Annotated in this window: 15 protein-coding genes and 1 pseudogene; 6 read left to right on the forward strand and 10 right to left on the reverse strand. The window is 72.1% G+C overall.

The window, feature by feature from the left end:
• Positions 1-4: 4 nt before the first annotated feature.
• The 3 genes from ACIBJE_RS08700 (at position 5) to ACIBJE_RS08710 (ending at position 2381) form a co-directional block, all read left to right on the forward strand.
• Positions 5-472, forward strand: coding sequence for an STAS domain-containing protein (locus tag ACIBJE_RS08700; RefSeq protein WP_396745082.1), 468 nt, complete (start codon positions 5-7; stop codon positions 470-472).
• 61 nt (positions 473-533) lie between these two features.
• The gene (locus ACIBJE_RS08705; protein WP_396745085.1) at positions 534-1151 is read left to right on the forward strand and encodes an STAS domain-containing protein; all 618 of its coding nucleotides are present in this window, start codon (positions 534-536) and stop codon (positions 1149-1151) included.
• A gap of 126 nt (positions 1152-1277) precedes the next feature.
• The gene (locus ACIBJE_RS08710) at positions 1278-2381 is read left to right on the forward strand and encodes a winged helix DNA-binding domain-containing protein (RefSeq protein WP_396745088.1); all 1104 of its coding nucleotides are present in this window, start codon (positions 1278-1280) and stop codon (positions 2379-2381) included.
• 40 nt (positions 2382-2421) lie between these two features.
• On the opposite strand, the gene ACIBJE_RS08715 is transcribed toward ACIBJE_RS08710, so the two are convergent.
• The 3 genes from ACIBJE_RS08715 to ACIBJE_RS08725 form a co-directional block, all read right to left on the reverse strand.
• Positions 2422-2607 (reverse strand): DUF397 domain-containing protein, encoded by a 186-nt coding sequence (locus ACIBJE_RS08715; RefSeq protein ID WP_396745091.1) that lies wholly within the window; start codon positions 2605-2607, stop codon positions 2422-2424.
• The gene (locus tag ACIBJE_RS08720) at positions 2600-3481 is read right to left on the reverse strand and encodes a helix-turn-helix domain-containing protein (RefSeq protein WP_396745094.1); all 882 of its coding nucleotides are present in this window, start codon (positions 3479-3481) and stop codon (positions 2600-2602) included. The genes ACIBJE_RS08715 and ACIBJE_RS08720 overlap by 8 nt, the downstream gene beginning before the upstream one ends.
• 207 nt (positions 3482-3688) lie before the next feature.
• The gene (locus ACIBJE_RS08725) at positions 3689-4246 is read right to left on the reverse strand and encodes a hypothetical protein (RefSeq protein ID WP_396745097.1); all 558 of its coding nucleotides are present in this window, start codon (positions 4244-4246) and stop codon (positions 3689-3691) included.
• Positions 4247-4430: 184 nt separating this feature from the next.
• Between ACIBJE_RS08725 and ACIBJE_RS08730 the strand changes: the two genes are divergently transcribed.
• Both ACIBJE_RS08730 and ACIBJE_RS08735 read left to right on the forward strand, forming a co-directional pair.
• A complete protein-coding gene (locus ACIBJE_RS08730; protein ID WP_396745100.1) occupies positions 4431-4622 on the forward strand; it encodes a helix-turn-helix transcriptional regulator in 192 nt (63 codons plus the stop codon).
• The gene (locus ACIBJE_RS08735) at positions 4612-5040 is read left to right on the forward strand and encodes a hypothetical protein (RefSeq protein ID WP_396745103.1); all 429 of its coding nucleotides are present in this window, start codon (positions 4612-4614) and stop codon (positions 5038-5040) included. Before ACIBJE_RS08730 ends, ACIBJE_RS08735 begins: the two co-directional genes overlap by 11 nt.
• 213 nt (positions 5041-5253) lie before the next feature.
• Here ACIBJE_RS08735 and ACIBJE_RS08740 read toward each other — a convergent pair.
• Positions 5254-5394: pseudogene (locus tag ACIBJE_RS08740) on the reverse strand (pentapeptide repeat-containing protein); the annotation flags it as partial.
• Positions 5395-5422: 28 nt separating this feature from the next.
• On the opposite strand from ACIBJE_RS08740, the gene ACIBJE_RS08745 reads away from it, so the two are divergent.
• Complete coding sequence (locus ACIBJE_RS08745; RefSeq protein ID WP_396745106.1) at positions 5423-6286, forward strand: GNAT family N-acetyltransferase; 864 nt, start codon at positions 5423-5425, stop codon at positions 6284-6286.
• A 125-nt stretch (positions 6287-6411) separates the two neighbouring features.
• On the opposite strand, the gene ACIBJE_RS08750 is transcribed toward ACIBJE_RS08745, so the two are convergent.
• The 6 genes from ACIBJE_RS08750 to ACIBJE_RS08775 all read right to left on the reverse strand — a co-directional run bounded on the left by ACIBJE_RS08750 (position 6412) and on the right by ACIBJE_RS08775 (position 14460).
• Positions 6412-6756 (reverse strand): hypothetical protein, encoded by a 345-nt coding sequence (locus ACIBJE_RS08750; RefSeq protein ID WP_396745109.1) that lies wholly within the window; start codon positions 6754-6756, stop codon positions 6412-6414.
• Positions 6757-6842: 86 nt separating this feature from the next.
• Positions 6843-7733, reverse strand: coding sequence for a helix-turn-helix domain-containing protein (locus ACIBJE_RS08755; protein WP_396745112.1), 891 nt, complete (start codon positions 7731-7733; stop codon positions 6843-6845).
• 131 nt (positions 7734-7864) lie between these two features.
• Positions 7865-11236 carry a helicase HerA domain-containing protein gene (locus tag ACIBJE_RS08760; RefSeq protein ID WP_396745115.1) on the reverse strand — a complete coding sequence of 1124 codons (3372 nt, stop codon included), beginning with the start codon at positions 11234-11236 and terminating at the stop codon, positions 7865-7867.
• The gene (locus tag ACIBJE_RS08765) at positions 11233-11988 is read right to left on the reverse strand and encodes a hypothetical protein (protein ID WP_396745117.1); all 756 of its coding nucleotides are present in this window, start codon (positions 11986-11988) and stop codon (positions 11233-11235) included. Before ACIBJE_RS08765 ends, ACIBJE_RS08760 begins: the two co-directional genes overlap by 4 nt.
• Positions 11975-13129 (reverse strand): endonuclease domain-containing protein, encoded by a 1155-nt coding sequence (locus tag ACIBJE_RS08770; RefSeq protein WP_396745120.1) that lies wholly within the window; start codon positions 13127-13129, stop codon positions 11975-11977. Before ACIBJE_RS08770 ends, ACIBJE_RS08765 begins: the two co-directional genes overlap by 14 nt.
• Positions 13130-13326: 197 nt before the next feature.
• Positions 13327-14460, reverse strand: a complete 1134-nt coding sequence (locus ACIBJE_RS08775) for an N-acetylmuramoyl-L-alanine amidase (protein ID WP_396745123.1) — start codon at positions 14458-14460, stop codon at positions 13327-13329.
• Between the last annotated feature and the right edge of the window lie 50 nt (positions 14461-14510).

Below are 14510 nucleotides of genomic sequence, written 5' to 3' on the forward strand. Positions count from 1 at the left end.
TGCGGTGAACGGGAACGGGCGGGGCGCAGAGGGCGACCACGGCACGGATCACATGGAGATCACCGTCACCGAACCGCTGGACCTGACCGGGGTGCGGAAGCTGGGCCCGGTGGTCGACGCCGTCGTCGCCCGGCGGCCGGCCCGACTGGTGATAGACATGTCGGCGTGCGCGCACGTCGACGCGGCCGGCATCGGCCTGCTGCTCGACACGCACCGGCGGATGTGGCGACTCGGCGGAGCGCTCACCCTGCGCGACCCGTCGCCCCGGATCCGGCGGCTGCTCCAGGTCGCCCGGGTCGACCAGGTCTTCCACGTCGTCGTCGAGTCGGGCCCGGCCGACGCCCCCGGCACTCCCGGCACCGGCACCCTGCCCGTGGCTAGTGCCGCCCCCGTCGGCGTCCCGCCGTCCGCCACGGGCGTCCCGGTCCCGCCGGTCCGGGCCCGCGCCACCGCCCCGGTCCGCGCGCGGTGAGGGCCGCCACGACGTCCGGCCGCCGGCACCGTGGCCGGACCCCCCACCCCGGGGGGCGGGCATGACGGTCGTACCCGGACTGCGCTCCGGCACCGTCAACCTGATCTGCGACCGGTGCGGCAACTCCGTCGAGGCGGTTCCCGCCGTCCTCCCGGAGCCCGAGGTGGTCTGGACCGTGCTCAACGACCACGGTTGGGAGGGGTCGCCCTTCGCGGTCGGGCCGCACCGCTGCGCCGGCTGCACCGTCGCGTCCCTGGTCGCGCCGCCTCCGGACGCCGACGGACCGGCGGGCCCGACGACCGGGCCGCGCGCCTGGCGGGTGGACGTCGAGGAACTGCCCGAGGCGGTCGTGCTCACTCCCAGCGGCGACATCGAGGTGCTGGTGGCGGATGTCCTGCGGGAGGCGCTCGCCGCCGCGCTCTGCGGGGAACGGGACGTCGTGCTCGACCTGTGCCGGGTCGGGATGCTCGACTCCACCGGCCTCGGCCTGCTGGTCCGCGCCCACCGTGAGGCCCGGCAGCAGGGCCGGTCGTTCTGCCTGGTGGCACCCTCCCGGTTCGTCCTCACCGTGCTGCACACGATGCGGCTGGAGTCGGTCTTCCTCGTCTTCGACCACCGGTCGCAGGCGCTGGCCTGCCTGGCCGCCGACCGTCCGGACCTCTCCACACCGGGCCGCTAAGCACCGCCCGCCGGGTTCCGCGTGGTCGAGCCGGCGGCGACCACGGCCGGCGTCGGGACGCGTGTCGGACCCTTGCGCTAGACATGTGGGGGCAGGGGCGGCGGACACGGGTGGGGAGACACGACGGTGGAGTTCAGCACGCGGGACGCGCTCGGCTGGCGGATGGCCAGCCTGTTGCTCCGCCCTGGGCACATGTCCCCGCCGCGTGACGTCGCCGGAGTGGTCGAGTGGTTCGGCGCGATGCAGGCACAGGACATGGCCAGCGGCCTCTGGTCGCTCGGCGTGCGGCTGCCCGGTTCCACCGTCGCCGACGTGCAGGAGGCACTGGAGCGGCGGGAGGCGCTGCGCACCTGGCCGATGCGGGGAACGGTGCACCTGGTGCCGCCCCGCGACGCGCACTGGATGCTCGCGGTGCTGGGCGAACGGGCCCTGGTTGGCGCGGCGCGCCGCCGGGAGATCCTCGGGCTGGGCGAGCAGACCGCAGACCGGGCCGTGGAGGTGCTCGGCGCGGCGCTGGCCGGTGGCGGCCGGTTCACCCGGGACGAGTGCCGCCAGGCGCTCACCGAGGCCGGCGTCGACTGCGCCGGGCAGCTCCTCTACCACCTGCTGTGGTACGCCAGCCAGCGCGGCGTGCTCTGCATCGCCCCGCACGTCGGCAACGAGCAGACCTTCGTGCTGCTCGACGAGTGGGTGCCCGACCCGCACCGCCCGGAGCGCGACGAGGCGCTGGCCACCATCGCGCTGCGCTACTTCCGCAGCCATGGCCCCACCACCCGGCAGGACTTCGCCGGCTGGACCGGGCTGACCGCCGTCGACGCCCGACGGGGCATCGCGGCGGCCGGCGACGCCCTGACCACCGTCCGGGTCGACGGCATCGAGATGGTCATGACGCCCGAACTGCGGGACGCCGGGCCCCCGCCACCCGTCGACGACCTGTGGACCCTGCCCGGCTTCGACGAGTACCTGCTCGGCTTCAAGGACCGGTCGTTGATGGTCGACCGGGAGCACCTGTCGGCGATCATCCCCGGTGGCAACGGGGTGTTCCAGTCGACGGTGGTCCGCTCCGGCCGCGTGGTGGCCACCTGGAAGCGCACCGTCGGGCGCAAGCAGACGGTGGTACGGATGGCCCCGTTGGTCACCCTCGACGCGGCGGAGCGGGCCCAAATCGAGGAGGCGTTCGGGCCGTACGGACACTTCGTCGGGCAGCCGCTACGGATCGACTGGCCCTGACCTCGGTGTTCGCCGCCGCCGGTGGCCGCGCGCCGAAGCGCTACCGAAGGGTGCGGGTGAAGGCTGCCCACGTCATGGCGGGGAACGCGAGCACCCCACCGGCCCGGTCCTTGCTGTCCCGCACGGCAACGATTCCGGAAACGTTGGTAGCTATCTCCACACACGCACCACCGTTATCGCCGCTGTAAGTGCTCTTGCGCCAGCGTGCCTTCGTCAGGTCAAGCACCGTGAACCTCCCCAAGAATCCTGTTGATGAGCTGCTTTGATTCTCCCGTGGCAAGCGTCAGCGCGTCGAGGCTCGTCCACACCTTCTCATAGGCGGTGACCTCCTCGGGGCGGTCAAGATACAGGGCCCCGGTCAGGGACTCGCAGTAGATCACTGGCGGATCCGGCTTGGATCGGTTGCCCGGGGGGAAGCTCAGCATCATGAATGTTCCGGCCAGTGCCCCGTAGTGTGCTCCTGCTGTCAGAGGCAGCACACGGATCGAGAGGTTTGGAAGCTCTGTGATCTCCAGGAGGTGTGTCAACTGCTCGACCATCGTGGCTGCGTCGCCGATCCTCTTGAGTAGGACGGACTCGGCGAGGAAGATCGTTACTGCTGGTGCCTGGGGGAGGCGTCTCCTCAGGACGCCCTGCCTTTGCAGCCGGACCTGAACGTACCGCTCCAACTTCTCCTCGGTCACGTCGTCGCGGTGTTGAAACACGCCCCGTATGTAGGCAGGTGTCTGTAGCAGCCCGTTGATCAGGGACTCGTCGTAGCCGCGTAGGTGGGAGGCGGTCTGTTCGAGGCCGACGTACAACTCGAACCAGTCGGGGACGGCGTTGCCGTACGAGTGCCACCAGCCCTTGGCCTTGGTTTCGGCGGCGAGGTTGGTGAGGGCGTCGGAGAGGTCGCGGCTCGTCCCGTACAGCTCGCACATGAAGCGGACGTCGAGGGGGCGGACCGGGCCGAGTCCGGCTTCGATGCGCCACATCTTCTGACGGCTGCAATGGAGGGCCTCGGCCGCGCCGTCCAGGGTCATCTGCGCCTCGACGCGTAGCTCCTTGAGGGCTCGTCCGAGCTGTCGCCGGGGGACGGTCGATCCGGTGTCCTCGGTCATGGGAACAGGCTCCTCTCGTGTCAATTTTTGTTACATGCGGACGCCGTCGGCGAAACGTGGAACTGCCGCCTGGACAGGAGAGGGGATAGCGGAAGACCAGGTGTTGCAGTCGCAATCCGACCCTACTGAATGGAAACGGAAATTGCTATTTCCGTGGAATTCCCATGGGGTGTGACAATGCGGTCGGCCGGGTTGGGCGCAGAACTCTCATTCGCGGGTCAGGCCCGGTGGCAGCGCGTCTTCGTCGGGCTGGACCCGGCGCGCGGTGGCCAGCGGGTTCCGTTGCAGGGTGGCGATCAGCGGTTCCGGGCCGCCGACGCAGGTCCAGGTGTCGTCCCAGAGCGCGGAGACCAGCCATGATCGGGCCGCGGGGAAGAACAGGTCGGGTAGCGATCCGTGTCCGTGGCGCATATGCCCCGTTCGCCAGGTGAGGGCCTGCTCGGGCCCGGCCTCGACCAGCACGTACGACCAGTCCCAGTAGAGCGACACCCTGGGGGCGTGGGGAAAGACGATGTCGTGGGCGCCGGTGTCGAGGTAAGCCAGCCACCAGGGCTGGTCGGGCGTGTGTGCGATGAGCTCCTCGACCAGGGCGTTCTCGTAGGCGTCGACGGTGACATCGGCGGCCTGGTACGTGGTGGCGTAGGCGTCGAAGATGGGCGGGATGGCGGTGGTGACCGAGATGCCGGCAGTGGTGTGACCGGCGATCCACGCCACGTCGGTGGCGGTGCCGATCCGCCAACTCCGCCCGTCCCTGCTCGCCTGCACATCGCTATTCAAGTCGCTGCGATGACGGTTGGCACGGGGAACAGCGGCGTCGTCAGGGTCTGTCTGGTTGGGGTCGGCCTCGGGTGCCGTGGCTCCGGTCACAACGAGGACAAGTGTCCTTGACATGCGTGGAGGGTGTCAAGCACCCTTGTCGTGACAAGGTCACTTGACGCCGGGGGTGTTGATGAGGAACGACCTCCGTGAGTTACGGCTCGCCGCCGGGCTGTCCCAGCGTGAGTTGGCCCAGGCGTTGGGTGTCTCCCGGCAGACGATCAACTCGATCGAGACCGCCCGCTACGACCCCTCCCTGCCGTTGGCCATCGCCATCGCCCGTCACTTCCACCGCACCGTCGAGGAGATCTTCCATGTCGACTGAGGGACGCACAGCCATGCGGAAGGCGGTCGTCGTCGGCGTCTTCCTGGCGATTCTGGCGCTGCTGGTCGCCGTGGGTCTGCTGCTGCGGGAGCACGCTCCCGGCAACATGGGCGTCGGCTTCCTCCTGGGAGCGGTGGTCGGGCTGCTCGCCGTCCTGGTGATGACGTGGCGGCTGAGTAGGCGCCCGGAAGGTGCGACGGTGTTCGAACGGGCGTGGACGCAGACCGGTGACGAACGCGACGACGCCGTCCTCACCCGGGCCCTGGCCGTGCTGGGCCTGGTCGCGTTTCCGCTCACCGGCGTGGCGGCCATCGTCATCGCGCTCGGTGCCGAGGCGGCGATGGTGCTGGGGCTGCTGCTCTTCGCCGAGATCCTGGTCGGGGCGGTCGCGTTCGCGGTGGTCAACCGCCGAAGTTGAGCGGCGTGGCCCGGGCCGAGAGGGTCGGTCGCACTCGCCCGGCCTTGGGGGTTGGATTCCGTCGGGCAGGCTGGTCCTGCTGTCCATGGGCACACACCTCAGGTCCGCGTCCCGTAGGTCCGTGTCCCGCAGCTCGGCGGCGCGCGGACAGACACCCTGCTGACACCGGCCGGTCTGATCGGCCCCGGTCGGTGCCCGGCCGCGCAGGTGGGCACCACGGAGGTCCGCCCCGCGCAGGAGACTGCCCCGCAGACCGGCACCGCGCAGATCCGCGTCGGCGAGCGTCGTCGGGGAGATGTTGTAGGCATCGACCGTGCCCCGGCGGAGGCCGGGTCCCGCGCGCCGGTGATTCATCTGACTCGGGTCAGATAATCTCGACGGGGTGGAGACTGACCTGATCGAGCGGGTACGCGACTTCAACCGCTTCTACACCGAGCGTCTGGGCCTGCTGACCGATCACTACCTCGGCCTCGACCGCCCGCTCGGGCCGTCCCGGCTGCTCTGGGAGATCGGTGACCGCGCCGCCGTTCGCGAGCTGCGCGATCGCCTCGGCCTCGATTCCGGGTATCTGAGCCGGCTGCTGCGGATCCTCGAAGAGCAGGGCCTGGTCCGCGTCGTCCCGCACCCCTCCGACGGTCGCGCCAGGGTCGCCGAACTCACCGACGCCGGCCGCCGGGAACGCCGGGTCCTCGACGATCGGTCTCGTGCCGGTGTCGTCGCCCTGCTCGGCGGGCTCAGCCCACGCCAGCAGGAGGAACTGGTGGCTGCCCAGCACCAGGTCCGGCGGCTGCTGCGGCTGGCGGCGGTCACCGTCACCCCGGTTGCGACGGACGACCCACGGGCCCGGTGGTGCCTGCGCCGGTACGCCGCCGAACTGGCCGAACGCTTCCCGGAAGGCTACAACGAAGCGACGTTGACCCCGCCCGAGGACCTGGACGGCAATCTCCTGCTCGCCTGCGAGCACGGCAGAGCAGTCGGGTGTGGCGCCTGGGTCCGGCTGGCCCCCGGCGTCGCGGAGATCCGTCACCTGTGGACCGACACCACGAGCCGTGGCCTCGGCCTGGGCCGACGTCTCCTGGAACACCTGGAAGCCGACGCCGCCGCGCACGGCATGGGCGTGGTCCGGCTGGGCACCCACGGTTCGCTCCGCGAGGCGATCGCCCTGTACCGCAGCAGCGGATACCGGGAGATCACCTCCTACAGCCCCTCGCCGTACAACCAGCTCTGCTTCGAGAAGGACCTGTGACCGGCGTGGCCGCGACGGGCCGGTGGTCCTCCGCCGCGGCACGCCCGATCCCGTCCTGGCCGGCCGCCGTGTGGAGCTGTCGTCTCCGGGACGGCCTCGCTGACCCGTCGGCGGCCGGCGGCCTCTCAGTAGTGGCAGTCGAACCGGATGTCCCGGGTGGTGGTCTCCGCGCCGCTGGTCACCGTCACGCGCACTCCGACGGTGTTGTACGCCGAGCAGTATCCGGTGGCCACGGGGCCCTGGTCGACGTCGAAATAGACGAACGGTATGAGCTGCTGCCACGAGTAGCGGTAGCTGCCGGTGCCGCCGGACGCCGACGCGGAACACTCGAATTCCCAATGGTGCCCGATGCCGCCGTACGGGGTGTCGCAGTGGCCGTCGACGACCAGGGAGGACGCGGTTGCGGGGACGGCGCCCAGCGTGGCGCCCAGCACGGCCACGGCCGCGCCGACAGCGACTTTCGACAGCATGTTCATGGACGTTCCAATCGATAGGAGGAGACGAACCGGAGTTCGCTCCCGGGGGCTGCCCGGACTGTCGCCGTCCGCGCCGGCGCTCAGTCGTGCCGCAACTCTCCGATGAACTTCTTCATCAGGTCGACGGACTCGCCCTCGTCCAGCGCGAGCCGGTCGATGCCCTGCCATGTCTGCTCGTAGGCCGCCAGGTCGTCGGGCTTGTCGAGGTAGAACGCGCCGGTGAGGGACTCGCTGTAAACCACCGACGGTTCCGCCGCGGTCCGACCGCCCCGGGCCGCCGGAAAGTCCAGGATCGCGAACGAGCCGGCCGCCGCGCCCGGTGGCGGCCCGGCGGCCAGCGGGAGGACGCGGATCGTCACGTTCGGCAGGGCGCTGACGTCGATGAGCCGCTGGAGCTGGGACGTCATCAGCGCTGCCCCGCCGACGACGCGCCGTAGCGCGGCCTCGGAGAGGATCTGGCACACCCGGGGTGCGGCAGGGGTGCGCCGGGTCACCAGTGACTGCCGGTGCAGGCGGAACTCGACCGCGCGTCCCCGTTGCTCCTCGCTCGCCTGTGGTCGGTCGAGCCGATGGATCTCCTGCGCGTACTCGCGGGTCTGGAGCAGGTCGGGAATCAGCGACTCCTCATGGCAGCGCAGGTGGGCGGCGGCGGACTCCAGGCCGACGTACAGCTCGAACCAGCTCGGCACCACGTCGCCGTACGTGTGCCACCAACCCTTGGACCGGGTCTCGACGGCCAGCTCGCGCATGGTCTCGGTCATCTCCGGCGACACTCCGTACAGTTCGCACATCGCCCTGACGTCGAGAACCCGGACCGACCCCATGCCGGACTCGATACGCCAGATCTTCTGCCGGCTGTATTCCAGCGCCTCGGCGGCGGCGTCGAGTGTCACGCCCGCCTCGGTACGGAACTGGCGCAGCAGTCGACCGAGCTGTCGACGCGGCACGGTCGACCCGATGTCTTCCGGCATCCGGATACTCCTTGATTCTGTCTGGCGACACTGCGTGACGTTGCCCTGCAACGTGTATAGGCTCGGGAAAGGTAAGTCAAGACGCGCTGCCACGACGCAGCGACGGAGTGTCGTGCTGCTGCGCCGAGCTGTCATTGCGCGCGGGCGACCACCTCCTCCGGTGTGAGTGGAGCCGGCGGGTGGTAAGTCAGGCACATCGGCGTCCGCACCTTCACGAACGAGAAGCCCTCCCCGGCGGCGTAGAACTCCCCGCTGCCCAGCAACCCGATGTCCGGCAACCGCCCGCCCTTGGCCTGGGCCAGTCCCCGGGCCGCCTCGATCTGCGCGGGCGAGTTCAACAGTCCGAAGAACTGGGTGGTCGCGTTGCCGGAGATCTGGTTGTGCAGCCCCTTCGGCGCCTGGGTGGCGAAGACTAGCCCCAGCCCGTACTTGCGGGCCTGCGAGGCGAGCGCGATCGAGCTGGCCGTGCACGGTGTGTGTCCGGTCGACGGGGCGAGCGTCTGCGCCTCGTCCATCACGAACAACCCACCCAGCGGTCGGTCCCCGGCCGGATGCCGGCGGATCCACGCGAACAGCGCCATCTGGAGCTGGTTGACGAAGCTCTGCCGCTGCGCGTCCGAGACGAGCCCGACGAAGCTGATCACCGACACCCGGGCCCGCCGACCCGCCGACGGGGTGAGCAGCGTGCCCGGATCGGCCGGGGTGCCGGCACCCCCGAACAGCGGGTCGGTCACCATGGCCGCCTTCAGCGTCTCGGCCACCTCGTGGGCCAGCTTGTCGGCCCGGGCCATCCGGCTCACCCCGTCGGGCAGTGCGGCGAGGAACTCGGTGAAGCCGGGCAGTCCCACCAGACCGCTGCGCGCGTACGCCTGCAACGCCTCGGTCAGCACCGCCCTGCCCTGCTGGGCGAGCTTCGTCGTGCCGGCCACCCCGGCCCGGGGCGCGAGCGCCTCGACCGTCGAGCGGATCGCCTGGTCGAACTCGTCGGGGGAGTCCCGCAACGGGGTGAAGTCGGGCAGCGGCTGGAAGCTCAGCGGACGCCCGGCGGTGACCCGGGGCGTCCAGACCACCACCTCCGTCTGCTCCAGGTAGTCCCGGGCACGCTCCCCGTCACCGGGGAGCCAGCCGGCCGGCGGGTGCGGCCAGGGGTCACCCAGCCGGGCCAGGTCGTTGTTCGGGTCCAGCACGATCGCCGAGACCCCCTGCCGGGCACACTCCTCGACCAGGCGGCGGATCAGCACCGTCTTGCCGGATCCGGAGCCGGCGAAGACCACACTGTGCCGGCGCAGTGACGCGAGGTCCACCTCGAACGGCCGTGCACCGTCCGTCGTATGTCCGAGCTGGATGGCGCGGACAGCCCGGACGCCGGTGTCCGCCCGGCCGCTGTCGGCCGACTCCGGTCCACCCCCGCCGGTCACCGGCCCGGCGGTGTCCGGCGGCCCGGCAGGGTCCGACGTCGGCCCGTCCGTGCCTGTCGGTCCGGCGGTGTCCGGCGTCAACCCGTCCGTGTCTGTCGGTCCGGCGGTGTCCACTGACGAGTTCGGGGCGTGTGCGGACGGATGCGGGGCGTCCGCCGGTGGGGCGGCCGACGTGGGGGAGCGGGGCTCGGCCGGACGGCCTGCGTCCCCCGCCACGTCGGCGGCGGACGGTCCCGCCGGGCGGTCCGGCCGGCCGCCACCCGGGTCGCCCAGCACCGCGCCGAACAGCGCCGTGCCGCTGGCCGGTCGTCGGGCGAGCAGCCAGTCCGGGTACGCCGGGTCGCCCTCGGCGGCCAGCGCCCGCAGTGCGGCCAGGACCCGCAGGTCGGTCTCGGCGACCGGGTGTGTGACGCCACCGGCCGCGTGGAACGCGTCGAGCACCTCGCTGGTGCGCCGGCCGCTCGGCCAGGGGCCGTTGCGCAGCAGCACCAGTCGCCGCTGCGGCACCGCCCGGTCCAGTCCGGCCAACGTGCAGGCGGCCCGGATCCGGCTGAGCACGGCGATCGCGTTGCCGCTGCCGATCGCCCGGAAACACCAGTGCGCCTCGTTCTCGGTGGCCTCGTCGAGCACCTCGACCAGCCGCCCGTGCAGCGCCGGCTTCCGTCCCGGCGGCGGGTCGTGCCGGTACGTCGCACCGGTTGTCGCCTGCTCGCCGATCCAGGCGGCGAGTCCGGGTCCCAGCAGCTCCGGCATCCGGGTGTCCTCGGTGGTCGGGTCCAGCGCGTCGTCGACGCGGGCCGTCCGCACCAGCTCGGCGAAGCGCTCGTCGAGCCGGTCCAGCCCGGCGCGGGCGACCCGTGCGGGGGCCGGCTGCGGCGTGAACCCGGCCGCCGGCACGTCGATCAGCCGGGCCAGCTCGGTGACCTCGTCACGGTCCCGGCAGGCGGTGACGTGTCGGTCGACCCGACGCAGCAGGGCCCGTGGGGTGAGGTTCGACGCGTCCGCGAACGCCTCCGGCGCGATCGGCCAGGTCGGGTGGGGCGGGGTGAAGCGCAGCTCCCGGTACGCGGCGGTGAACCGCTTCTCGACCAGCGCCCGCCCGATCTCGGGGCTGGGAATCCGGTCGGGCAGGACGGCGGTGCGGAACCGGTCGGCGACCGGTGTCGGTGCGCTGCGGGTCAGCAGTTCCCACGTGTCGGGCAGGCAGGAGAGTACGGTCAGGGTGCGGCGGGTGACGTCGCGCAGGGTCAGCAGCCCGTCGGCGACCGGCCCGACCGTCCGCGCGTGTGCGTCCTCCAGCCCTTCGTGCCGGGCGAACAGCGAGGTGCTGGTCTGCGCGAAGAGCGTGTCGAGTTGGTCGACGGCGATGACCGTCGGCTCCAGGGTCAGCGCGGTCAGCCGGGAGATGTCCTGCACGATCTGCTGGGGCGAGCGGACCGCTCCGCCGAGCCCCCAGAACGCCCGCGCAGCCGGGTCCCCGGGTTCGGAGATCAGATGGGCGTACCCGACGTCCTGGGCCTCGTAGTCGAGGGAGCCGTGCAGCACCAGCGCCCGGGCGGTGTCCTGGGTGTCCCGGCCCACCTCCCGGTCGTAGTCGCGCAGGGCGCGGACGAAGGTGTCCAGGTCGGCGCGGGTGACCGGACGCCGCCCGGCGACCGCGTCCCGCACCTCGGTGGGGATGCCGAGCTGGGCGGTGAGCCGGCGCAGCAGGGTGGTGAGCTGGGTGCCCCAGCCGAAGGCATCGCGTCCCATCCCCTCCACCAGGGCGAGCGCGACGCTCTCCCAGAACGTCCTTCCGTTGATCATGCTGACCAGGAAGAAGTAGCCGCCCCGGCGCTGGATCTGGTCGCGTACCGCACCGAGCAGATGGGTCTTGCCCGAGCCGGCGCGTCCCTGCATCGCCACGCCGAGGGGCTGGCCGACGTCGGCGGTGCGTGCCCGTCCCACTCCGTGCAGGATCTCCTGGACCACCCGTTCGTGCAGCTCCGGCACGTCGTGCGGGGAGGGCCGCCAGACGTCGTCGGGGGTGGCCGCCGGGTTGAAACTCAACGCCTCCAGGGCGGCCCGTTCCGCCGCGTCGATCATGCCGGTCCGATCGACAGCGCGTGGTTCGCCTCGTTCCCGATGAGCACGGCCGCGGCCCGGTCCCGGGCGGTCAGCGACTTGGAGTTGGCCACCGGGATGATCCGCACGTCGTTCTGGCGCACCAGGGCGCGCAGCGCGGCGTCCACCACATCCCGGTCGTACTCGTCGAGCAGTTCGCGCAGGTCGGCCAGGCCGACCCAGGCCCCCGGGGTGACCGCCAGCTCCCGGTAGGCCGCCCGGACCAGGGTCTGCGCGTCGCCGTCGGGCGATCCGGTCGTGGCGGGCCCGGCGGTCGTGGCCGGGTCGGCGGTGTCGGCGGCCAGAGCGGTGTCGGCCGCCAGGGTCGTGGTGTCGTCGTCGCGCGTCGGGGCGTCGGCGCCCGCGCCGGGGGCGTCCTGACGGAAGAAGTCGGCCTGGCTGATCCGCAACCGGTCCAGTCCACGGTCGACGTTGGTCAGGACGGTGAGCAGCGACCGGGTGGCCGACCCGCTCTGGCGGGGCGGGCGTGCGGTGTGCAACTTCCGGGCGACGTGCCAGCCGTGCTCGGTCAGCTCGTGCGAGAAGGGCCGCTGCGACCGGTCGGTGCTGACCAGGCCGAGCTTCACCAGCTTGGCGTTGTCCGCGCCGGTGAGCGCGAAGCCGGCCAGCTCGCGCAGCTCGGTGTTGGTCAGCTCGCGCGCCTCGACCATGAGCACGACCAGGGCGTTGATCTGGTTCGGCGTCAGGTGGGGCAGGGCGTCAGCGGTCGACATGGTGTCTCGTCTCCTCGTCTCGCACTCCGGCCGGGCGTCGTCCGGCCAGCAGGTCCCGGATGGTGCCCACGACGGCGTCCACGTCGGAGAGCACCTGGTCGTTGGTGAACCGGAGCACGTCGTGCCCGAGCAGTTGCAGCTGGGCGTCCCGGTGGCGGTCGTCGGCGTAACGCAGCCGTTCCCGGTGCTCCGGACCGTCCACCTCCACCACCAGGCCCTCCACCGGCCAGAACAGGTCGAGCCGGTACGGCCGGGCCAGGGTGTGCCAGGTCAGGGTGTGGTTCCAGCGGCGCCCGTACGCCCAGTGGTGCCGGGTGAGGGCACGCTCCAGCGCCTGCTCGGCGGCGCTGTCGGCGCGGGGCAGGCCGGACGTCGGCGGCACCCGGAGCGTGGGCGTCGACGGCGGGCCGGTGTCGGTCGACGCGGGCGGATCCGGTGGGTGGGACCACCCACCCGTCGGGTTCGCCGGCGAGTCGGCGGGCTCGGCGGCGAGCCGGGTCAGCACGCCGGGCAGGGTGATCCGTACCGGGCGGACCCGGTCCACCGTCCGCAGTTCCGCCCCGGTCAGCCAGACCGCGCACCGGCCGTGCTCGACGAACCACTCGGCGGCGGCGGTGAGGGCCCGCTCGTCGGCGGGAGTGAGTCCGTCGGGCATCCGGACCAGCAGGACGACCGACCGGCGGTGGTAGGCGTCGGCGAGGACCCGCACCAGCCCGGCGGCTCGCACCTCCGCCGGGAAGCGGGTGCCGGCGTCGGGTCGCCGGTCGGTCGTCGCGCCGCTGAGGGCGCGCTCGGCCAGCTCGGTCAGGAACGGGCCGAACCCGCGGGACCCGGCGGCCACCCGGGCGGCCAGGGCGCGGACCGCCCCGGTGCCGAGCGCGCCGGGGCCGTCGAGCCGGTCGGCTCCGGGCAGCCAGCGGGGAAACAGCGCGACGGCGGCCCGGTCGGCCGCGTCGAGCAGCGTCGCCACCTGCGTGGCGGCGGACACCCCGGTCACCGGACGGAACCGCACGACCGCCGGGGCGTCGTCGGGCAGCGGGTCCAGGGCGAGCTCGACCAGCTGCGGGTCCGCCCCGGTCACCTGGCTGACCCGGTACGCCGGCAGCAGGGTCCACCATGGACCGTCCGCCGTGTACGTCATGTCGTGACGATACGTCCGCGTCCGGGTGCGTGCGGTGGCACCCCGGCCGTTGGGGCGCGCCCGGCGGTGGACGTCCTGCCCCGTCCACCGCCGGGCGTTCCCCCACCGCCAGACGTGCGCTCCAGGTCCGTCTGGCAGGACCGGGACCGACCCGCACCGGTGGTGCCCGGCCCGGATCGGTCGAACGAGACGGCGGGTCAGCCGCGCCGGAACGACTGGCGGACGACGCCGCCGACCACCGCGCACCAGGTGCTGGTGTCGACCTTGCCGTGGCTGGGCAGGCCGTGCAGCCGTTGGAGGTCCTGGAGCGCCTTCTTGGTCACCCAGTCGTACTCGCCGGTGATGGTGACGTCGGCGTACCCCTTGACGTTGAGGATGTACTGCACCGCGCTGATCGGCAGGCCGGTCGCGTCCCGACCCAGTTCGGGGGCGAGGGTCTCCCAGGTCGGGCCGGTGAGGGTGGCGTCGACGTCGACCGGGATGCCGTTGCGGGCCTGCCAGTCCTGCACCGCGGCCACCGTGGCGGCGTCGAAGGTGCCGCTGACCGCGACCGGGTAGCCGTGGTGGCCGAGCAGGTACTGGGCCACCCGGACCACCGGTCCACCGACGAACCGCCAGATGTCCGGCCACCGCCGGGCCGGCACGTCGGCCAGGTCGGTGCCGAGCGCGGTGAAGACCCGCCGGCGGAGGGCGGGGAACTCCCGGTAGAACATCGCGCCGGGGCAGAGGGTGGCGCGGAAGTCCCAGTGGCCGAAGATGTCGTGGGCGTGCAGCCCGTACCGCTGGCAGATCGCGGTGCAGAGCTTCACGAGGGAGTCCAGCAGCGCCTGCGGGGGCGTCTCGGAGACGTAGGTGCCCTCGTTCTCGATGCCGATGGACCGGCCGTTCTCGCCGGGGCAGTGCGCGGAGACCATCTGGCGCTCGCCGGCCCGCAGGGTGTCCAGGCTGCCGCGCCGTCCCTCCAGGACGTACCCGCCCCGGCTGACGGTGAAGTGCTGGCCGGTGTCGGACCAGCCGTTGCCGTCCATGTGCAGGTCCTGGCAGCTCTTGGCCAGCCGGACGGCCTGCTCCTGCGAGAAGTCCGGTGTGTTCGGGTAGGCCATGTGGTGGACGATGATCTTGTTGGTGGGGATGGTGCTGACCGCCAGCGGGTCCTTGGGCGGGCGGGCGCCCCACTCGTCGCAGCCGAGGATCCAGTCCAGGTCGTCGCCGGGAGCGGCCTGCGCGGCCGTTGGCAGCGCGAGTTCGCTCCCGACCACGGCGACCGCTGCCGCGCCGAGGCCGGCCCGGAACAGTGTCCGGCGGTCCAGTTCGGGGTTGTCGAAGAACATGGGCATCTCCCTCGCAGCCGGTGACGGCACGAGGCGTGTAAAGGAACTCC

This window comes from Micromonospora sp. NPDC050187, from assembly GCF_044459745.1.
Lineage (GTDB): Bacteria > Actinomycetota > Actinomycetes > Mycobacteriales > Micromonosporaceae > Micromonospora.